Origin of the sequence: Aeromicrobium sp. 50.2.37 (assembly GCF_024655735.1) — a bacterium.
Lineage (GTDB): Bacteria > Actinomycetota > Actinomycetes > Propionibacteriales > Nocardioidaceae > Aeromicrobium.
The window spans coordinates 35,718-53,578 of record NZ_JANLGG010000002.1; the positions used below are offsets into that span (position 1 = coordinate 35,718).

The following is a 17,861-nucleotide window of genomic DNA, read 5'->3' on the forward strand; positions in this document are numbered from 1 at the left end:
CGCCACCCTAGGACGTGGCGGGAGCGCGTCACCCCACCGAGCCCAGGGCGAACGGCAGGACGGCGTCGGCGCCGGCCCGACGCAGCTCGCGGGACGCGACCGCGACGGTCCATCGGCTGTCGACGAGGTCGTCGACCATGAGCACCGGACCGTCCGTCGCGGCCAGGGCCTCGCGGAGGGCGTCGGGCACGACGAACCGGCCCCACACCCCGGCCAGCCGGAAGGCGCTGTTGCCGCCCTGGGTGGTGGCCGGCGCGCCGGGCGCGACCTCGAGCGAAGGCAGCAGCGGAAGGCGTCCGAGTCGGGCCAGGCCCTCGGCCACCGAGGCCACGAGGGTGGGCCGAGCCATCGAGGGAAGCGCGACCACCGCCACGGGACGCTGGTCCCACGGCCAGTCGCGCAGCGCCCGCGCGCACGCCCCCAGCAGCGGCTCGGGCACGGGCACGTCGGGGGCGCCCGTGGCGAAGAGCTCGCGCAGCGTGCCACCCCAGCCGAGGTCGGTCAGCCTTGCGACCACGCGGCCCGTCTCGGGCCGTTCGGTGGGCGGGATGCGACCGGACACGTCGACCCCCAGCCGCCCGACGCCCGACGGCCACTGGGCGCGCGGGTCGACCGCCACGCCCACCCGGTCGAGCGACTGCGTGGCCCGCTCCACCGCGGCACCGTCCGTGCCGGTGGGATACCAGGGCCCGACGCACACGTCGCACCGGCCGCAGGGAGCGGCCGTGGGGTCGTCGAGCTGACGCTGGAGCAGCTCCATGCGGCACGTGCGACCTGCCTGGTACTCCAGCATCGCCTCCTGCTCGGCCTCACGCGCCTGGGCGATGCGCTCGTACCGTTCCGCGTCGTAGACCCACGGCTCCCCCGTGCTGACCCAGCCGCCCTGCACGCGCCGGACCGCGCCGTCGACGTCGAGCACCTTGAGCAGCAGCTCGAGCGGCGTGCGCCGGATGTCGACCTGAGCCTCGAGCGACGCGACCGACAGCGGCGTGGTGCCCAGGGCCCCGAGCACGGCGTCGACCTTGGCCTGCGTGGGCATGGAGGCCGTGGCGAAGTAGCGCCAGATGTCGGCGTCCTCCGTGCCGGGCAGCAGGAGCACGTCGGCGGACTCGGTGGCACGGCCCGCGCGCCCCACCTGCTGGTAGTACGCCACGGGTGAGGACGGCGCACCCAGGTGCACGACGAAGCCGAGGTTGGGCTTGTCGAACCCCATGCCGAGTGCGCTCGTGGCCACGAGCGCCTTGAGCTGGTCGTCCTTGAGCGCCTGCTCCAGGCGGATCCGCTCGTCGGGATCGGTGCGGCCGGTGTACGCGGCCACCGCGTGACCGGCCTCCGCGAGCAGGCGCGCGAGGTCCTCGGCCGCCGAGACCGTGAGCGTGTACACGATGCCGCTGCCTGGCAGGTCGGCCAGGTGCGAGACCAGCCAGCCCAGTCGCTCGCGCGACGTGGGCAGCGTGAGGCAGCCCAGCCGCAGGCTCGTGCGGGCCAGCGACCCGCGCAGCGTCAGGACGGTGCTGTTCGCCGCTCCCGGCCCGGCACCCCCGCCGGTGCTGTCCGCCGCCCCCGGCCCGGCACCCCCGCCGAGCTGCTCCTCGACGTCGGTCACGACCCGCTCGTTCGCGGTGGCGGTGGTCGCCAGCACCGGGACCCCGTCGGGCATCGACTCGATGAGGTCGGCGAGCCGGCGGTAGTCGGGTCGGAAGTCGTGCCCCCAGTCGGAGATGCAGTGCGCCTCGTCGACCACCATCAGACCGATGCGCCGACGCAGCTCGGGCAGCTGCTCGTCGCGGAAGCGGGGGTTGGTCAGGCGCTCGGGAGAGACGAGCAGCACGTCGACGTCGTCGGCGTCGAGCCGCGCCCGGACGTCGTCCCACTCGTGCGCGTTGGCCGAGCTGATGGAGACCGCACGGACCCCGGCCCGCTCCGCCGCCGCGACCTGGTCGCGCATGAGGGCGATGAGCGGCGAGACGAGGAGCGTCGGGCCCGTGCCGCGCGCCCTCAGCAACGACGTGGCCACGAAGTAGACCGCGGACTTGCCCCAGCCGGTGCGCTGGACGACGAGGGCACGGCGGTGGTCGTCGACGAGGGCCGAGACCGCCTCGAGCTGCCCCTCGTGGAACTGCGCGTCGTCGCGGCCGGTGAGGCGTCGCAGGGCGTCGAGGGCGTGCTCGCTCGTGGTGGTGGCCGTCATGGACCCATCGTGTCAGCGGGTGCCGACACGGGCGTCGGCCCGTCCACAGCGGGTCAGGGACCGGGACAGGTCCGGTCGTCGCGCAGCTCCTCCTCGAGCGGCGCCGTGGGTGCGGACCCCGGCTCGCAGAGCATCGGGTCGAGCTCGGCGGCCACCCTGCCACCGACCTCGAGGCGGAGGTTCCACGTGGAGGTCCCGTCGACGAGGAGGTCCACCTGCGCGCGCACCGCCTCGAGCAGCGGTCCACGCACGGCCGGGTCGTCGAGGTCGGGCGCCGTGCCGCCGTTCGTCACCTGCACCACGAGGTACCGGTCCGGGTCGGCGTCCTTCTCCGCGAACTCGCGCATCCCCACGCCCACGTCTCCCACCGCCTCGGCGGGCTCGGCGGCGGACCGCAGCGCCGCCCACGCGTCCATGGTCCCGCCGCCGGGGAACCCGCGGTCGACGCTCACCGAGGAGCCATCGGCAGCCGCGACGCCCCAACCGCGACGCGCGTCGTCGGCACCGTGCCTCTGCTCGAGCCGGTCGAGCGCCGCGGACACGTCGTCGGCTCCGGTGCCCTCGCCCAGCGTCAGCACCACGTCGGTCTCGACGTGCTCCGGGCCGGGCACGTCCTGGGTCATGATGTCGACGGCCGCAGCACCGTCCTGCGCGACCTCGTGCGCGAGCGCCCACTCCCGCACGACCGACTCGGTCGTCGCCTCCGGCTCGAAGGAGCGCAGGTGCACGGTCGACGGGCCGAAGCTGACGTCGGCGTCACCCTCCTCGCCCTCGTGGGTGGTGCTGAACGCCTCGTAGACGACGCGCCCCACCTCCTGCAGCTGCGCAGACGTGATGTCGGGGTCTGCCGTCACGTCCAGCTGGACCTTGCCGGAGTCGAGGGTGACCGGCTCGGAGTAGTCCGCGTCCGCCGACGTGACGCCGGGCAGGTCGCGCAGCTCGGAGACGAGCGCGTCCACGTCGTCGGACAGGTTCGGGTTCGCGCACCCTCCGAGGAGCAGGACCGGCAGCGTGCAGAGCGCCGCGACGGCGGCCAGTCGGGATCGCACCGACCCACCGTCGCACACCGAGGGGGTTGCCGAGCCCGCGTGGGAGGACGACAGTGAGGAACATGCGTCGTGGCCTCGCGATCACGGTCCTGCTGCTGACCGTCAGCTGCTCCTCCGAACAGCCCTCGGTGATCGGTCTCGACCTCGTCTGCGACCAGGACCGGTCCTCCGCACAGGCCAAGGACGTCGTCGAGCGCGTCGGCGGGCTCCGCACCGACGACTTCCTGGTCCGCCTCGCCCGCAGCACCGAGGTCGGCGTGGTCGCGCTCGTCGACGGCGACGTGCAGGACGCCTACACCGTGCTCCACGACGACTACGGCGTCTCGGTCGTGGCACAGGTCGCCGACGACGGCCAGGGGCCGGCCGACGGACTCGGGCAGATCGAGCGCATCACCCGCGCCGCCTGCGACGGCTCGTGACGTCCGACACCACTCGAGAGTGAGGGCCGGGTGGGCGAAGAGGGACTCGAACCCCCGGCCGCTCGGGTGTAAACCGAGTGCTCTGACCAACTGAGCTATTCGCCCCGGACGGCACCATGAAGGGCACCGGGCGCCTGGAACCCTACCGCACCGACAGCGCTGCGCGGCGTCCTCGAGGGACGGCTCCGACATGAAGGAGCCGCGGCCGCCGGGGTCTCGGGTCCCGGGCGGCCGCAGCACTCATATACAAGCGCATCGGTGGTTGTCACCGCAGGCTTTTGGCTCAACTCTCAGCAAACTTCGCCGGTCAGTCGCGCAGGTGCTCCTCGAGCCGCTCGACCTTGGCCGTGAGCTGCCCCGTGTACCCCGGCCGGATGTCGGCCTTGAGCACGAGCGAGACCCGCGACGAGGTCCGTGCGACGGCCTCGACCGCCGCCTTCACGACGGCCATCACCTCGTCCCACTCGCCCTCGACGGTCGTGAACATCGCGTTGGTCTCGCATGGCAGGCCCGACGCCCGCACGACGCGCACCGCCTCGGCCACGCCGGCGGCCACGGACCCCGACTCGTCACCCGCACCAGGGCTGATGCTGAACGCCGCGAGCACGTCAGAGCTCCGCGAGAGCCGCGCGATAGGCCTCGAAGTCGCGGGCCTCGCCGATCGGGTGCTCGACCTTCCAGCGGACGACGCCCTCCGCGTCGACGAGGTAGGTGCCGCGCTCGGGCGCACCGGCGCCCTCGTTGAAGATCCCGTAGGCCCGGCTGACCTCGCCGTGGGGCCAGAAGTCGCTGAGCACCGAGAACGTGTAGCCCTCGGCGTCGGCGAAGGCACGGTTGGAGAAGAAGTGGTCGCAGGAGATGGCGAGCACCTCGACGTCGCCGCCGGAGAAGGCCTCGATGTTGTCGCGGATCTCGCACAGCTCACCGGTGCAGATGCCGCTGAAGGCGAACGGGAAGAACACCAGCGCCACCTTCCGACCCTTCAGGCCGGAGAGCGAGATGTCCTCGCCGTGCTGGTTCTTGAGCGTGAAGTCAGGTGCCTGCTGGCCGATCTCGATCGTCATGGCCCGAGCCTAGACGCCGGCCGGCGCGGTAGCAGACAAGCACCGACGGGGTCTCCCGGGCGCGGCCGACGTGACCGGCGACGACCGGCGTGGCTCAGCGCTTGTGCGTCGACAGCTTGGTGGCGGACCACTCGGCCGACGCCGACGACGTGGTCGTCGTCGACAGCCCGGCCACCGGAGCGGCCTCGGCGATGTCGGCGCCCGTGACGTAGCCCGGACGTCCGACCTTGGGCGTGAGCACCCAGATGGACCCACCCTCGGCGAGGTCGGCCAGGGCGTCGAAGAGGGCATCGACGAGGTCTCCGTCGTCGTCGCGCCACCACAGGATGACGCCGTCGACGACCTCGTCGGACTCACCGTCGACGAGCGCGTGGCCGACGATGCCCTCGATGGCCGTTCGGAGCTCGGTGTCGACGTCCTCGTCCCAGCCCAGCTCCTGGATGACGGTGTCGGGGCTGAAGCCCAGCCTCGCGGCGTCCAACGGGATCTCCTCGGGGTTGCGTCGTACGTGGTGTGGACCAACTCTGGCACGCGGGGCGGGCCGGGGTGGGTCGGGGTGTCGATCGGGGTGTCGGACGGTGCGGTGCCTACTGAAAAGTAGGCCAAAAACCTACTGATCGGTAGATGTTCACAACCTCCGCCAGTGTCACCCTAGCGAACTCGGCGTGGAAAGATGGAGAGGTCCACAAGACGTCCCAGGAGTTGCACATGCCCACCGGCCAGTCCCCCACCGAGCGTCCCGCCGTCATCCACGAGGGGCTGCCGACCCAGCTTCCCGACATCGACCCCGACGAGACGGCCGAGTGGCTCGACTCGCTCGACCAGATGGTCGACGAGCGCGGCCGGTCCCGCGCGCGCTACGTGATGCTCAAGCTCCTCGAGCGAGCGCGTGAGCAGAACGTGGGCGTCCCCGCGCTGCGCAGCACGGACTTCATCAACAGCATCCCGCCCGAGCACGAGCCGTGGTTCCCCGGCAACGAGGCGATCGAGCGTCGCATCCGCTCCTACATCCGCTGGAACGCCGCCGTGATGGTCTCGCGTGCCAACCGGCCCGGACTCGGCGTGGGCGGCCACATCGCCAGCTACCAGTCGGCGGCCAGCCTCTACGAGGTCGGCTTCAACCACTTCTTCCGCGGCAAGAACCACCCCGGCGGTGGCGACCACATCTACTTCCAGGGTCACGCCGCGCCGGGCATCTACGCCCGGTCCTACCTCGAGGGTCGCTTCAGCGAGGAGCAGCTCGACCGCTTCCGCCAGGAGCACTCCCACGGCGCCGGCAAGGGCCTGTCGTCGTACCCCCACCCCCGGCTCATGCCCGACTACTGGGAGTTCCCCACGGTGTCGATGGGCCTCGGTGGCATCAACTCGATCTACCAGGCGCGGTTCAACCGCTACCTGCACGACCGGGGCATCAAGGACACCAGCCAGCAGCACGTGTGGACGTTCCTCGGCGACGGCGAGATGGGCGAGCCCGAGTCGCTCGGTGCGATCGGCCTCGCGGCCCGCGAGGAGCTCGACAACCTGACCTTCGTCATCAACTGCAACCTGCAGCAGCTCGACGGCCCCGTGCGCGGCAACGGCAAGATCATCCAGGAGCTGGAGTCGTACTTCCGCGGCGCCGGCTGGAACGTCATCAAGGTCGTCTGGGGTCGCGAGTGGGACGACCTGCTCGCCCGCGACGTCGACGGCGTGCTGGTCAACCAGATGAACCGCACCCCCGACGGCGAGTTCCAGACCCTCTCGGTGGAGTCCGGTGCCTACAACCGCGAGAACTTCTTCGGCCCCGACCCGCGACTGCGCGCCATGGTCGAGCACCTCAGCGACGAGGACATCGAGCGCCTGCCCCGCGGCGGCCACGACTACCGCAAGGTCTACGCGGCCTTCGACGCGGCGCAGAAGCACACGGGCCAGCCGACCGTCATCCTGGCCCACACCATCAAGGGCTGGCTGCTCGAGTCCTTCCAGGGACGCAACGCCACCCACCAGATGAAGAAGCTCACGAAGGACGACCTCAAGGGCTTCCGCGACCGGTTGAACATCCCCGTCTCCGACGAGCAGATCGACGGCGACGACCTGGCGCCGTTCTACCACCCCGGGCACGACAGCGAGGAGATGCAGTACATGCGCGCCCGCCGCGACGCGCTCGGCGGCGGTCTCCCCCAGCGCATCGTCGACCCCGTCTCGGTCAAGCTGCCGGAGCCGGACTCCTACTCCGCCCTGTCCAAGGGCTCGGGCAAGCAGCAGATCGCGACCACGATGGCGTTCGTGCGGCTCCTGCGCGACCTCATGAAGGATCCCGAGATCGGGCGTCGTGTCGTGCCGATCGCCCCCGACGAGTACCGCACGTTCGGCATGGACTCGATGTTCCCGTCGGCGAAGATCTACAACCCGGCCGGCCAGACGTACGAGGCCGTCGACCGCAAGCTGCTGCTCGCCTACAAGGAGTCGGCCCAGGGCCAGCTGCTGCACGAGGGCATCAGCGAGGCCGGGGCCATGGCCTCGGCGATCGCCGCCGGCAGCGCGTACTCCACGCACGGCGAGCCGATGATCCCGGTCTACATGTTCTACTCGATGTTCGGCTTCCAGCGGACCGCCGACTCCATCTGGGCCATGGCCGACCAGCTCGCGCGCGGCTTCCTCGTGGGCGCCACCGCCGGTCGCACGACCCTGACGGGCGAGGGCCTGCAGCACGCCGACGGCCACTCGCCGCTGATCGCCCAGACCAACCCGGCCGTGGTGCACTACGACCCGGCGTTCGGGTACGAGATCGCCCACATCGTGCGTGACGGCATGGAGCGCATGTACGGCTCCACCGACGACCACCCGCAGGGCGAGGACGTCATCTACTACCTGACCGTCTACAACGAGCCCATCGTGCAGCCGGCCGAGCCCGACGACCTCGACGTCGACGCCCTGCTGAAGGGCGCCTACCGCTACCGCCCCGCCACCAAGGGCTCGCACCGTGCGCGCATCATGGCCTCCGGCGTGGCCCTGCCCTGGGCGCTGCGCGCCCAGGAGATGCTGGCCGAGGACTACGACGTCGCCGCCGACGTGTGGTCGGTCACGTCGTGGAACGAGCTCGCCCGCGACGCCGTGCAGGCCGAGAAGTGGAACCTCAACAACCCGGGCGAGTACCAGAAGGTCCCGTGGATCACCACGCAGCTGATGGACCACGCCTCGGTCACCCTCGCGGTGAGCGACTACATGCGCGCCGTGCCCGACCAGATCGCGCGCTGGGTCCCCGGCCCGTGGCAGTCCCTGGGCGCCGACGGCTTCGGCTTCGCCGACACGCGTGCCGCGGCCCGGCGCGTCTTCCAGATCGACGCCGAGTCGATCGTGGTGTCGGTGCTGCAGAGCCTGGCCCAGCAGGAGCTCGTCGAGCAGTCCGTGGTGCGCGACGCGTTCACGCGGCTGAAGATCGACGACCCGACGGCCACGCAGGGTGTGGTCCAGGAAGGCGGCGACGCCTGAGGGGCGGCCCGGGGACGTCGGTCCGAGCGACCGACGTCTCAGGTAAATCCAAGTTGGGGCACCCTAGGATGTTCGGCATGCTCAAGTGGCCCTACACGTTCGCGGTCGCGCTGTCCGTGGCCGTGACGGGCGCCGCGGTGTTCTCGTCGTGGTACCTCGGCCTTCCGATGAAGGACCCCGAGGGCTTCCTCGGCCCCGCCTACGTGCGCCTGCCCGCCCTGGCCCTGCTGTTCTTCGCAGCCGGCATCGTGCCGGCCGCCGTGCGCCGCCGCGGCTGGAAGCAGATCCCGCAGGGCGCGCGCGAGGTCGTTCGTGAGGAGTGGACGCTCAAGCGGGTCGGCTACATCGCGACCGGCCTGATCACCTTCTACGCGAGCTACGTCAGCTACCGCAACCTCAAGAGCTACCTGCCCACGTACCGCGAGGGCGTGCTGTTCGACCGCCAGCTGCTCGAGCTCGACCACTGGCTGATGTTCGGGCACAACCCGGCGACGGTCCTGCACGACCTCCTGGGCACCGACGTGATGGCCCACGTGCTCTCGTTCGCCTACATCGCCTACCTGCCGCTGATCCCGATCACCCTCGGCGCGTTCCTCGTGCTGAACCGCGACTTCTCCATCGGTGCCTGGTACGCGACGGCGCTGTGCCTCAACTGGATCCTTGGCGTCATCAGCTACTACGCGCTGCCGACGCTCGGCCCGGCGTTCGCCCAGCCGTCGATGTACTGGGACCTGGCCGCCACCGACGTGACCGACCTGCAACGATCTTTGTTCCGCAACCGCGTCGACGTCCTGACCGACCCCTGGGCCAGCGAGAAGATCCACGGCGTCGCGGGATTCGCGTCGCTGCACGTGTCGGTCACCTTCACGGCCGCGCTGTTCATGCAGCGCACGGGGCAGAAGCTCGCCATCCGCGTGGTCACGTGGGCGTTCTTCGTGGTCACCGTGCTGGCGACCATCTACTTCGGCTGGCACTACCTCGCCGACGACGTCGCCGGCATCGCGATCGGCTGGGCGTCGGTGTCCCTCGGCGCCTGGGCGTCGGGCAACCGCGGACGACGGCGAAGGCGACGTCTGGCCGAGGTGGCCGATCAGCCGGCCACGGTGACCGCACCCGGGCCGTCGGACGGCTCGGGCTCCACCGCAGGCTGACCCTGGCGCAGCATCGAGCGCCAGGTGCCGCGTCGGTAGGCGGCGGGCTCGGTGTCGCGGACGAACTCGTGCAGCAGACGGGCGAACTCCGCCGGGTGGTCGCGGTGCGGGAAGTGCCCTGCATGGGGCAGCACGTGCACGTCCGACCACGCCTGCCGACGGGCGATGTCGGCGTGCGTGGCCGGGATGACGAGGTCGTCGGCGCCCCAGACGACGAGCACGGGGACGATGCGCGCGAGGTAGGTGCGGTCGGTCATCGTGACGTACTGCCCTCGCCAGTCCAGGACGTGGCTGGTGACGCGCTGCACCGCCTGGCGGGCGCGAGGATCGGCGAACGACTCGTAGATCGCGGCGACCTCGCCGAGGTCGCGCAGAGGTGCCAGACCGGTGCGCGACAGCCCCCGCATGCCGGCCGCGACGGCACGTCGCCAGGGGCGGAACGTGGCCACCGAGAGCGCCGTGCCGCTGCCCGGCAGGGTCAGGAAGCGAATGAGCGGGGAGACCTCTCGACCCAGTCCGCCGGAGGACACGAGCGCGATCCGCTCGGTGCGGTCGGGGTACTGGTAGGCGAACTGCATGGCCACCCCGCCGCCGAAGCTGTGGCCGACGACGGTGACCTTCTCGATGCCGAGGATGGTGAGCAGGTCGCGCATCCCGTTCGCGTACCCGCCGAGCGAGTAGTCGGCGTCGGGCTTGTCGGACTCCCCGTGCCCGAGCAGGTCGGGGGCGATCACCGTGTAGTGCTCCGCGAGGGCGTCGATCACCGGCTCCCACGTCGACGACTCGCACCCCAGGCCGTGGAGCAGCAGGAGAGCGGGTCCGGAGCCGCGACGGCGATAGGCGCGCCGGTAGCCGTGCACGACCACGAACTGCAGCTCGTCTCCGGCATCCATCCGGCCATCGTAGGAGGTGAGCGGGTTCGGCCGCGCCGCATCGGACCATGACGTGCGCCTCGTTAGACTCGGGGCGTGCCCACCCCCGCCGAGGTCCGCGCACAGCTGACCGACATCCTCGTCAGCGTCGTCGACTGCACTCCTGAGCAGGTCACCGACGACGCTCGGCTCGACGACCTCGGGGTCGACTCGCTCGCCGCCGTGGAGGTGGCCGACGAGCTCGGACGTCGCTTCGGCCTCCATCTCGCCGACGAGACGGTCGACGGGCTCGTGACCGTGGCCGACGCCGTCGCGGCCGTGGTCGACCACCGGCCCGGCACGGCACGGGGGCGCCGCACACCCACCGCGCCCGTCTCCCTCGCCTCCGAGGGACGCCCACCCGCGCGGGAGACATCGCGCACGGACGACGGAGGCGGCCGCGGCCGCACCGACGCCTTCTGGCGCCTCGCCCTGTGGTTCGTGGTCGCAGGTCTGGCCATCGGTGGCGCGCTCGGCTTCGCCGGAGCCACCGTGGTCCGGGCCACCGGCCTCGGTGGCGTGGACCTGCCCCCCATCACGTCGCCCACGCCCAGCGCGACCCCCTCGGCCACACCCACGCCCACCCCCACTCCGACGGCCACCACCGAGGAGCAGGAGGAGAAGCCGACGTTCTCCGTCGAGAGCGATCGCGTGGCACCCGGTCAGCGCTTCACCATCTCCGGCCGCTTCCCCGCGCTCGACGACGGCGAGGTGCTCCAGGTGCAGGTGCGCGACCCCGGCGGCAGCTGGGACGACTTCCCGGTCTCGGTGCAGACCCGCGACGGAGGCCGCTTCGAGACGAAGATCTACACGTCGCGCACGGGTGAGCGCGAGTTCCGCGTCGTGCACGAGGGCAGCGACACCGAGTCGCCGTCCGCCAAGGTGACGATCGGCTGACCTGCGGCGACTCCTGCGGCTCAGACCACCTGGTGGAGCCAGCGCACGGGAGCGCCCTCGCCCGCGTGGCGGAACGGCTCGAGCTCGGCGTCCCACTTGACGCCCAGCAGGCCGTCGAGGGCCTCGTCCATCGTGATCTCGCCCAGCGCGGCCTTGACCCGGAACGCCTTGATGCGGTCCTCGGGGATGAGCACGTCGCCGTGCAGGCCGGTCATCGCGTGGAAGATGCCGAGACCCGGCGTGCACGAGAAGCGCGCTCCCTCGCTCGAGGCGGTCGGCTCCTCGGTGACCTCGAAGCGCAGGCGGTCCCAGCCGCGCATCGCCGAGGCGATCGAGGCGGCCGAGCCGGCCGGGGCCTGCCAGGACAGCTCGGCGCGGTAGGTCCCCGCCTCTGCGGGCTGCGGCTGCCAGTCGAGGTCGACGGAGCCGCCGAGCACGCCGGCTGCGGCCCACTCGACGTGTGGGCACAGGGCCGAGGGCGCGGAGTGGACATACAGAACTCCACGGGTGGGGATGCTCATCGTGCCTCCTAGCTCGAGATCCGCCTTCCCCAGCGACCTCACGGAGCCACGCGTCATCGTTCCGCGCTGGGACCATGCTAGCCCCATGAGCCCCTCGTGCACCACTGGTCGGGGTTTCTCTGCCGGTCTGGAGCGTCGCGCGCCGCGAGCGGCGAGTCGTGTGACGATGGCTCCATGACCACCGAGGTGCTGGACAACCCGTCGTCGTCACGCTTCGAGATCACCGTCGACGGTGACCTCGCGGGCTGGGTCGACTACCGCGTCGACGGCGACGTCTACGCCCTTCCCCACACACGCGTGCTGCCGGCGTTCGAAGGTCGCGGCATCGGCTCCCAGCTGATCGTGGGGGCACTGGAGCAGATCTCCGAGCGGGGCGGCCAGGTGCTCCCCTACTGCCCGTTCGTGCCCAAGGTGATCCGCGACCACCCCGAGCACCTCGACCTCGTGCCCGTCGACGAGCGACCGACCTTCGGCCTGTAGGTCCGGTCAGTCCACGACGTGGACCGTGACGCCACGCGAGCGCCACAGCTCGACGATGTCGTCGCTGTCCTCCCACGCCTCGAGCACAGCGAATCCGTCGGCCTCGAGGGTGTCGAGCATCTCGGCCTTCACCACGTGGTCGGGCCGGTAGTCGCCGACGACCCGCATGACGAGCTGGTCGTAGGGCACGTCGTGCTGCGCCAGCCAGTCGAGGGTGAGGTCGCGCCAGATGAACTCGCGCGACGTGACCACCAGGACGGCACGGCCCGCCGCGTGCGCGGCACGCACGGCGTCGACCACCTCGGGCCTCGGCGGGCAGTCCTTCGACGCCGCGTGGAAGGCGTGGAAGTCGCGGTCCTCCCCCTCGACGAGGTGCTTGATCGAGGACACGTCGACCAGCGTTCCGTCGAGGTCGGCGATCACGGCGTCGGTCATGGCCCCAGTGTGCCGCCTCGCTAGGCTGTGCGTCCCGGGGCGGTAGCTCAGCCGGTCAGAGCAGAGGACTCATAATCCTTGGGTCGTGGGTTCGAGCCCCACCCGCCCCACCACTCACGTCGTCGCGCCTGCGCCGTGCTCGCAGACTCGTGGTGCATGCTCGGCCCAGGACTGCCCGGGACACGATGGTGAGGTGGCGATGAGCGTCGTCGACGAGAGTGCGACGTCCGTCGGACGCGCGGGTCCGCTGCAACGCCTGCGAGCGTTCGGGCGCCCGCCCCGACTCCTCGGGATCGACGTGGCGCGCGGGCTCGCCGTGCTCGGGATGGTCGGAGCCCACCTCGGAGACACCCCCGACGACGTCACCTGGTCGGACCCGTCGACCTGGGACGGTCTCGTCGACGGTCGCTCGTCGCTGCTGTTCGCGATGCTCGCCGGCGTCTCCATCACGCTCATCAGCCGCGGCAGGGCGCGTCGGGACGACCTCCGTCTGCAGGTGACCCTCGTGCGCCGCGGCCTCGCGGTGCTGGCGATCGGCCTGGTGATCGAGCTGCTGAACTCCGGCGTCGCCGTCATCCTCCCGCTGTACGGGATCCTGTTCGTCCTCTCCACCCTCGTGCTCCACTGGAGCACACGACGACTCTGGATCGTGTCGGCGTCACTGGCCGTCCTCGGACCCTTCGCGGTGGCCCTGCTGCACGCCCTCAGCCTCGACGCCTACGGCCCTGGTCTCAACCTCACGCTCTTCGGGCTGTACCCCGTCACGGCCTGGTTGGCGATGCTCCTCGCCGGCATGGCGATCGGAAGGCTGCAGCTCACCGACGTCCGCACCGGCGCCGCGCTGCTGCTCGGCGGGATCGTGCTCGCCGCGTTCGGGTACGGGGCCGGACACCTCATCGGGTCGGACCGGGACGAGCCGGTCGCCTACCTCTTCGGGCCGGACTACACCGACGAGAACGGCAACGCGACGAACGAGCCCGGCTACCTCACCCGACTGCGCGAGTCCGACGAGATCGAGCGCGTGTGGAGCACGGCGATGCAGTACAAGCCTCACACCGGCGGCGCGCCCGAGATCATCGGGTCCGGCGGCTTCGCCGTGGCCGTCATCGGGCTCAGCCTGCTCCTGGCGCGACCGCTACGGCTGCTGCTGCTCCCGCTCGCAGCACTGGGCTCGATGCCATTGACCGCGTACACGGGGCACCTGCTCCTGGCGGTGGGCCTCGCCGGCGGCCCGTTCGGCGGCTACGACGACCCCACCAACACCCTCTGGGGCTGGACGTCGCTCGCGATGGTCGTGATCGCGACCGCCTGGGTGGCGCTCGTCGGTCGCGGACCCCTCGAACGCCTCGTCGCCCGGGTGAGCGCGCTCCCGCCTGGACCGCCCGAGACTCCCGCGCCGGATGACGCCGACGCGTCGCGGTAAAGTCGTGGTGGGCCCGTTGCTCCTCCCTATCTAGAGGACTTCAGGTCAAGGCCTCGCCGTGGTGCACCAACACCCGGCGAGGCCGTCTTGGTCGCGGGTGGACCTCAGTGCCGACGCGGGACGCTGCCCACGACCTCGTTGCCCTGCAGGAAGCGGAAGTCGCAGCCCTCCTCCGCCTGGGTGACCTCGTCGACGTAGAGCTTCGCGTAGCCCCGCTGCGGCACGTCACGCACGCGGTCGGCCACCTCGGCGGCACGGGCGACCAGCTCCTCCTCCCCCACCTCCAGCTCGAGGGAACGACCACTGACCGACAGGGCGATCGTGTCACCGGTGCGCACGAGCGCCAGTGGTCCTCCGACCGCCGCCTCGGGCGATGCGTGCAGGACGATCGTGCCGGCGGCCGTGCCGGACATGCGGCCGTCGCTGATGCGCACCACGTCCTTCACACCGGCCCGGGCGAGCTTGCGCGGGATCGGGATGTATCCGGCCTCGGGCATGCCGGGGTATCCGACGGGACCGATGTTGCGCAGGACCAGCACGTCCTCCGCCTCGACGTCGAGGTCGTCGCGGTCGATGCGCTCGGCCAGGTCGGCCGCGTCCTCGAACACGACCGCCCTCCCCCGATGCTCGAGCAGGGCCGGGGACGCCGCGGACTGCTTGATGATGGCGCCCGCGGGCGCCAGGTTGCCGCGCAGCACGGCGATGCTGCCGCCCCGGTGCACGGGGTCCGCCAGTGGACGGACCACCTCCTGCGGGAACGGAGCGGGGGCGTCGGCGAGCTCCTCGCCGAGCGTGCGACCCGTCACCGTCAGGGCTTCCAGGTTGAGCTGGTCGCGGATCTCGAGCATGAGTCGCTGCACACCACCGGCACGGTGCAGGTCCTCCATGTAGTGCGACCCCGACGGCTTGAGGTCGACCAGCACGGGTGTCTCGCGACCCATCTGGTCGAACGCCTCCAGGTCGAGCGCGTAGCCAAGGCGGCCGGCGACCGCGGCGAGGTGGACGAGCGCGTTCGTCGAGCCGCCGAGGGCGAGCAGCACCCGGAAGGCGTTGTCGAACGCGGCCGGCGTGAGGATCTGGTCGATCGTCAGGCGCTCCCGGGCGAGGCCGACCGCGCGGGTCCCCGTGGCCTCGGCGATCCGCATCCGGTCGGCCGTCACGGCCGGCGGGGAGGCCGATCCCGGCAGCGCGATCCCCATGGCCTCGCTGACGGCGGCCATGGTGCTGGCGGTGCCGGCCACCGAGCACGTGCCGACGCTGCCGACGAGCCGGCCGTTGACCTCGGCGATCTCGTCGGCGTCGATCTCGTCCGCACGGTAGCGCCCCCAGAAGAAGCGGCAGTCGGTGCACGCCCCGACCGTCCGTCCCCGGTGGCTGCCGGTGAGCATCGAGCCCGTCACCAGCTGGATCGCCGGCTTGCCGGCCGAGGCCGCGCCCATGAGCTGGGCCGGCACCGTCTTGTCGCACCCGCCGATCAGGACCACGGCATCCACGGGCAGCGCCTTGAGCATCTCCTCGGTGTCCATCGACATGAGGTTGCGCAGGAGCATGCTCGTGGGGTGGGCGAAGCTCTCATGCACCGAGATCGTCGGAAAGCTGATCGGCAGGCCGCCGGCCAGCATGACGCCTCGCTCGATGGCGGTGATCAGTTGCGGGACATTGCCGTGGCACGGATTGAAGCCGCTCTCCGTGTCGACGATGCCGATGACCGGTCGGTCGAGCGCGTCGTCGCCGTACCCCGCCCCCTTGATGAAGGCCTTGCGCAGGAAGAGGGCGAACTCCGGGTCGCCGTAGCTGGTCAGGTTCGAGCGGAGCCCGGTCGGGGTGTCGTCGTGCATCGTGGTCCTCACTGCAGGGTCTGGATGGTCGCCGGTGGTCTGCCTCCAGGGCATGGCCTCGAGCCTCATCGCACGGTCTCGAGCTCGCGGGCGACGTGGTCGCCGATCTCGAGGGCCGCCGTCGCGGCCGGTGAGGGCGCGTTGAGCACGTGCAGCTGCCGGGGTGCTCGACGCAGCAGGAAGTCGTCGACCATCGCGCCGGAGCGGTCCACGGCCTGGGCGCGGACACCCGCCTCGCTGGGCACGAGATCGCCGGGCTGCAGCGACGGCACGAGCTCGCGCAGGCTCTCGAGGAAGCGTCGCTGGGACAGCGACCTCAGGACCTCGTCCACACCGGTGCGCCACCACCGTCGGGCCAGCCGCCACGTGCCGGGCCAGCGCGCAGCGTCGGCGAGGTCGCGCACGCGCACGGTGCGCCAGTCGTAGCCCTCGCGGGCCCCGGCCAGCACGGCATTGGGCCCGGCGTGCACCGAGCCGTCGAACATCCGGGTGAGGTGGACGCCGAGGAACGGCAGGTCCGGGTCCGGGACCGGGTACACGAGCCCGTTGACGAGGTGCCGAGCGTGGGGTGCGAGCTCGAAGTACTCGCCGCGGAACGGGACGATGCGCACCTGCGGGTCCACACCCCCGAGGAGTGGGAGGCGGTCGCTGTGCAGTCCGGCGCAGTTCACGAGACGGTCTGCCCGCAGCTCGCCCCCGCTCGTCCCGATGCGCAGGCCGCGACCGTCGTCCTCGACCGACAGCACCTCCCGGCCGAGCAGGACGTCGCCGCCGGCCCGTCCGACCAGGTCGGCCAGCACCACGCAAACGCCCACGTAGTCGACGACCGCGGTGCTCTCGACCCGCACCGCCGCCAGCGCGCTGACGTACGGCTCCAGCTCGTGCGCCTCGTCGGCGTCGACCCGACGGCACGGGACGCCGTTGGCGACGCCGCGGCGCACCAGCTCGTCCAGGGTCGGCAGCTGTGCTCCGTCCGTGGCGACGACGAGCTTGCCGCACCGGTCGACCGTGATGCCGTGCCGCGACGCGAACTCGACCATGGACGCGGCGCCCGCCGTGCCCAGCCGGGCCTTCAACGACCCCGGTCGGTAGTAGAGCCCGGAGTGCACGACGCCGGAGTTGCGCCCGGTCTGGTGGGCGGCGAGCGTCGGCTCCTTGTCGACTACGGTCACGCGATGACCGCGCCCGGCCAGACGGTGTGCGGTCGCGAGGCCCACGATGCCCGCCCCGACCACCACGACCTCGTGACGTGGCATCCCTACCCCTGCCGGACGGTCAGGCCGCCGTCGACGACGAGCACCTGGCCCGTGACGTAGCGGGACGCCTCGGAGGCGAGGAAGAGCACCACGTCCGCGACCTCGGGAGGATTCCCGACCCGTCCGAGCGGCACGGCCGAGGCGGATGCGTCGAGTGCAGCGGCCCCCATCGAGTGCTCGTCGTCGAGGGACTGGGCCGTGCGGATGAAGCCCGGTGCCACCGCGTTGGCGCGCACCCCGTGCGGACCGAGCTCGACCGCCAGGGCGCGCGCGAGCCCGAGGACTCCGGCCTTGGCTGCGGAGTAGTGCGCATGCTCGCCCCACCCGTAGGTCGAGCCGCTGACCGAGGAGAGCGCGACCAGCGACCCTCCACCGCGTCGGACCATGGCGGGCGCGGCAGCACGGAAGACCCGCATCTCACCCTGCAGGTCGACGTCCAGCACGTTCTCCCACTCGGCGTCCTCGAGGTCAACGAACGCTCGTCGTCGCGCGATCCCCGCGTTGGCGACGACGGCGTCGAAGCCGTCGCCCTGCGACTCCTCGACGACCGCCCGCACCTGGTCGGTGCTCGTGACGTCGAGTCGGTGGAAGACCGCGGCGTGGCCCTCCTCGCGCAACGAGGCGGCGACCGACTCCCCCGCGTCCAGCACGTCGGTGAGCACGGTGCGGTACCCGGCGCGGGCGAAGGCGGTGGCGCAGGCGGCACCGATGCCGATGCCGGCCCCGGTGATGATCACCGAGGGGGCACCGGACGC

General features: G+C 71.6%; 17 protein-coding genes and 2 tRNA genes. 7 read left to right on the plus strand and 12 right to left on the minus strand.

The genetic code is table 11. From position 1 onward, the window contains the following. Nucleotides 1–28: 28 nt before the first annotated feature. Nucleotides 29–2,191 carry an ATP-dependent DNA helicase RecQ gene (locus tag NUV38_RS01790; protein ID WP_257727485.1) on the minus strand — a complete coding sequence of 721 codons (2,163 nt, stop codon included), beginning with the start codon at nt 2,189–2,191 and terminating at the stop codon, nt 29–31. 53 nt (nt 2,192–2,244) lie between these two features. Then, nucleotides 2,245–3,240: a hypothetical protein gene (locus tag NUV38_RS01795; RefSeq protein WP_257727486.1), complete on the minus strand. Its 996-nt coding sequence runs from the start codon at nt 3,238–3,240 to the stop codon at nt 2,245–2,247. 62 nt (nt 3,241–3,302) lie between these two features. Here NUV38_RS01795 and NUV38_RS01800 point away from each other — a divergent pair, with 62 nt between their 5' ends. Next, nucleotides 3,303–3,659 carry a hypothetical protein gene (locus NUV38_RS01800; protein WP_257727487.1) on the plus strand — a complete coding sequence of 119 codons (357 nt, stop codon included), beginning with the start codon at nt 3,303–3,305 and terminating at the stop codon, nt 3,657–3,659. A 31-nt stretch (nt 3,660–3,690) separates the two neighbouring features. Here NUV38_RS01800 and NUV38_RS01805 read toward each other — a convergent pair. The 4 genes from NUV38_RS01805 to NUV38_RS01820 form a co-directional block, all read right to left on the minus strand. After that, nucleotides 3,691–3,764 (minus strand) — tRNA-Val (locus NUV38_RS01805). 202 nt (nt 3,765–3,966) lie between these two features. Continuing rightward, the gene (locus tag NUV38_RS01810) at nt 3,967–4,266 is read right to left on the minus strand and encodes a thiamine-binding protein (RefSeq protein ID WP_055965534.1); all 300 of its coding nucleotides are present in this window, start codon (nt 4,264–4,266) and stop codon (nt 3,967–3,969) included. 1 nt (nt 4,267) lies between these two features. Further along, entirely contained in the window at nt 4,268–4,723 is a 456-nt protein-coding gene (locus tag NUV38_RS01815; RefSeq protein ID WP_257727488.1) for a peroxiredoxin, read from the minus strand. A gap of 94 nt (nt 4,724–4,817) precedes the next feature. After that, nucleotides 4,818–5,204, minus strand: a complete 387-nt coding sequence (locus NUV38_RS01820; RefSeq protein ID WP_082480706.1) for a DUF3052 domain-containing protein — start codon at nt 5,202–5,204, stop codon at nt 4,818–4,820. A 227-nt stretch (nt 5,205–5,431) separates the two neighbouring features. Here NUV38_RS01820 and aceE point away from each other — a divergent pair, with 227 nt between their 5' ends. Beyond that, nucleotides 5,432–8,194 (plus strand): pyruvate dehydrogenase (acetyl-transferring), homodimeric type, encoded by a 2,763-nt coding sequence (aceE, locus tag NUV38_RS01825; RefSeq protein ID WP_257727489.1) that lies wholly within the window; start codon nt 5,432–5,434, stop codon nt 8,192–8,194. A 77-nt stretch (nt 8,195–8,271) separates the two neighbouring features. Beyond that, complete coding sequence (locus NUV38_RS01830; RefSeq protein ID WP_257727490.1) at nt 8,272–9,345, plus strand: phosphatase PAP2 family protein; 1,074 nt, start codon at nt 8,272–8,274, stop codon at nt 9,343–9,345. On the opposite strand, the gene NUV38_RS01835 is transcribed toward NUV38_RS01830, so the two are convergent. Then, a complete protein-coding gene (locus NUV38_RS01835) occupies nt 9,285–10,238 on the minus strand; it encodes an alpha/beta fold hydrolase (protein WP_257727491.1) in 954 nt (317 codons plus the stop codon). The genes NUV38_RS01830 and NUV38_RS01835 overlap by 61 nt on opposite strands. A 75-nt stretch (nt 10,239–10,313) precedes the next feature. Between NUV38_RS01835 and NUV38_RS01840 the strand changes: the two genes are divergently transcribed. Further along, nucleotides 10,314–11,153: an acyl carrier protein gene (locus tag NUV38_RS01840; RefSeq protein WP_257727492.1), complete on the plus strand. Its 840-nt coding sequence runs from the start codon at nt 10,314–10,316 to the stop codon at nt 11,151–11,153. A gap of 20 nt (nt 11,154–11,173) precedes the next feature. Here the strand turns inward: NUV38_RS01840 and NUV38_RS01845 are convergent, their stop codons facing one another. Next, on the minus strand, nt 11,174–11,668 hold the full coding sequence (locus tag NUV38_RS01845; protein ID WP_082481999.1) for a DUF3145 domain-containing protein: 495 nt from the start codon (nt 11,666–11,668) through the stop codon (nt 11,174–11,176). A gap of 180 nt (nt 11,669–11,848) precedes the next feature. On the opposite strand from NUV38_RS01845, the gene NUV38_RS01850 reads away from it, so the two are divergent. After that, complete coding sequence (locus NUV38_RS01850) at nt 11,849–12,154, plus strand: GNAT family N-acetyltransferase (RefSeq protein WP_056555437.1); 306 nt, start codon at nt 11,849–11,851, stop codon at nt 12,152–12,154. Between the two features lie 6 nt (nt 12,155–12,160). Here the strand turns inward: NUV38_RS01850 and NUV38_RS01855 are convergent, their stop codons facing one another. Then, nucleotides 12,161–12,589: a hypothetical protein gene (locus tag NUV38_RS01855; protein WP_257727493.1), complete on the minus strand. Its 429-nt coding sequence runs from the start codon at nt 12,587–12,589 to the stop codon at nt 12,161–12,163. Nucleotides 12,590–12,625: 36 nt separating this feature from the next. Here NUV38_RS01855 and NUV38_RS01860 point away from each other — a divergent pair. Continuing rightward, nucleotides 12,626–12,702 (plus strand) — tRNA-Ile (locus NUV38_RS01860). A gap of 86 nt (nt 12,703–12,788) precedes the next feature. Continuing rightward, nucleotides 12,789–14,012, plus strand: coding sequence for a DUF1624 domain-containing protein (locus NUV38_RS01865; protein ID WP_257727494.1), 1,224 nt, complete (start codon nt 12,789–12,791; stop codon nt 14,010–14,012). A gap of 104 nt (nt 14,013–14,116) precedes the next feature. Here the strand turns inward: NUV38_RS01865 and NUV38_RS01870 are convergent, their stop codons facing one another. From NUV38_RS01870 to NUV38_RS01880, 3 genes are all read right to left on the minus strand, one after another. Next, entirely contained in the window at nt 14,117–15,850 is a 1,734-nt protein-coding gene (locus tag NUV38_RS01870; protein ID WP_257727495.1) for a dihydroxy-acid dehydratase, read from the minus strand. A gap of 65 nt (nt 15,851–15,915) precedes the next feature. After that, nucleotides 15,916–17,106 (minus strand): L-2-hydroxyglutarate oxidase, encoded by a 1,191-nt coding sequence (lhgO, locus tag NUV38_RS01875; RefSeq protein ID WP_257727496.1) that lies wholly within the window; start codon nt 17,104–17,106, stop codon nt 15,916–15,918. A 2-nt stretch (nt 17,107–17,108) separates the two neighbouring features. After that, nucleotides 17,109–17,843, minus strand: a complete 735-nt coding sequence (locus NUV38_RS01880) for an SDR family NAD(P)-dependent oxidoreductase (protein WP_257727497.1) — start codon at nt 17,841–17,843, stop codon at nt 17,109–17,111. Nucleotides 17,844–17,861 lie beyond the last annotated feature (18 nt).

What these genes read in the sequence shown, in the direction of transcription:
- NUV38_RS01835 (WP_257727491.1), bottom strand. Translation starts at nt 10,238, where the DNA reads ATGGATGCCGGAGACGAGCTGCAGTTCGTGGTCGTGCACGGCTACCGG.
- NUV38_RS01790 (WP_257727485.1), bottom strand. Translation starts at nt 2,191, where the DNA reads ATGACGGCCACCACCACGAGCGAGCACGCCCTCGACGCCCTGCGACGC.
- NUV38_RS01850 (WP_056555437.1), top strand. Translation starts at nt 11,849, where the DNA reads ATGACCACCGAGGTGCTGGACAACCCGTCGTCGTCACGCTTCGAGATC.
- lhgO (WP_257727496.1), bottom strand. Translation starts at nt 17,106, where the DNA reads ATGCCACGTCACGAGGTCGTGGTGGTCGGGGCGGGCATCGTGGGCCTC.
- NUV38_RS01865 (WP_257727494.1), top strand. Translation starts at nt 12,789, where the DNA reads ATGAGCGTCGTCGACGAGAGTGCGACGTCCGTCGGACGCGCGGGTCCG.
- NUV38_RS01815 (WP_257727488.1), bottom strand. Translation starts at nt 4,723, where the DNA reads ATGACGATCGAGATCGGCCAGCAGGCACCTGACTTCACGCTCAAGAAC.
- NUV38_RS01800 (WP_257727487.1), top strand. Translation starts at nt 3,303, where the DNA reads ATGCGTCGTGGCCTCGCGATCACGGTCCTGCTGCTGACCGTCAGCTGC.
- aceE (WP_257727489.1), top strand. Translation starts at nt 5,432, where the DNA reads ATGCCCACCGGCCAGTCCCCCACCGAGCGTCCCGCCGTCATCCACGAG.
- NUV38_RS01870 (WP_257727495.1), bottom strand. Translation starts at nt 15,850, where the DNA reads ATGCACGACGACACCCCGACCGGGCTCCGCTCGAACCTGACCAGCTAC.
- NUV38_RS01855 (WP_257727493.1), bottom strand. Translation starts at nt 12,589, where the DNA reads ATGACCGACGCCGTGATCGCCGACCTCGACGGAACGCTGGTCGACGTG.
- NUV38_RS01830 (WP_257727490.1), top strand. Translation starts at nt 8,272, where the DNA reads ATGCTCAAGTGGCCCTACACGTTCGCGGTCGCGCTGTCCGTGGCCGTG.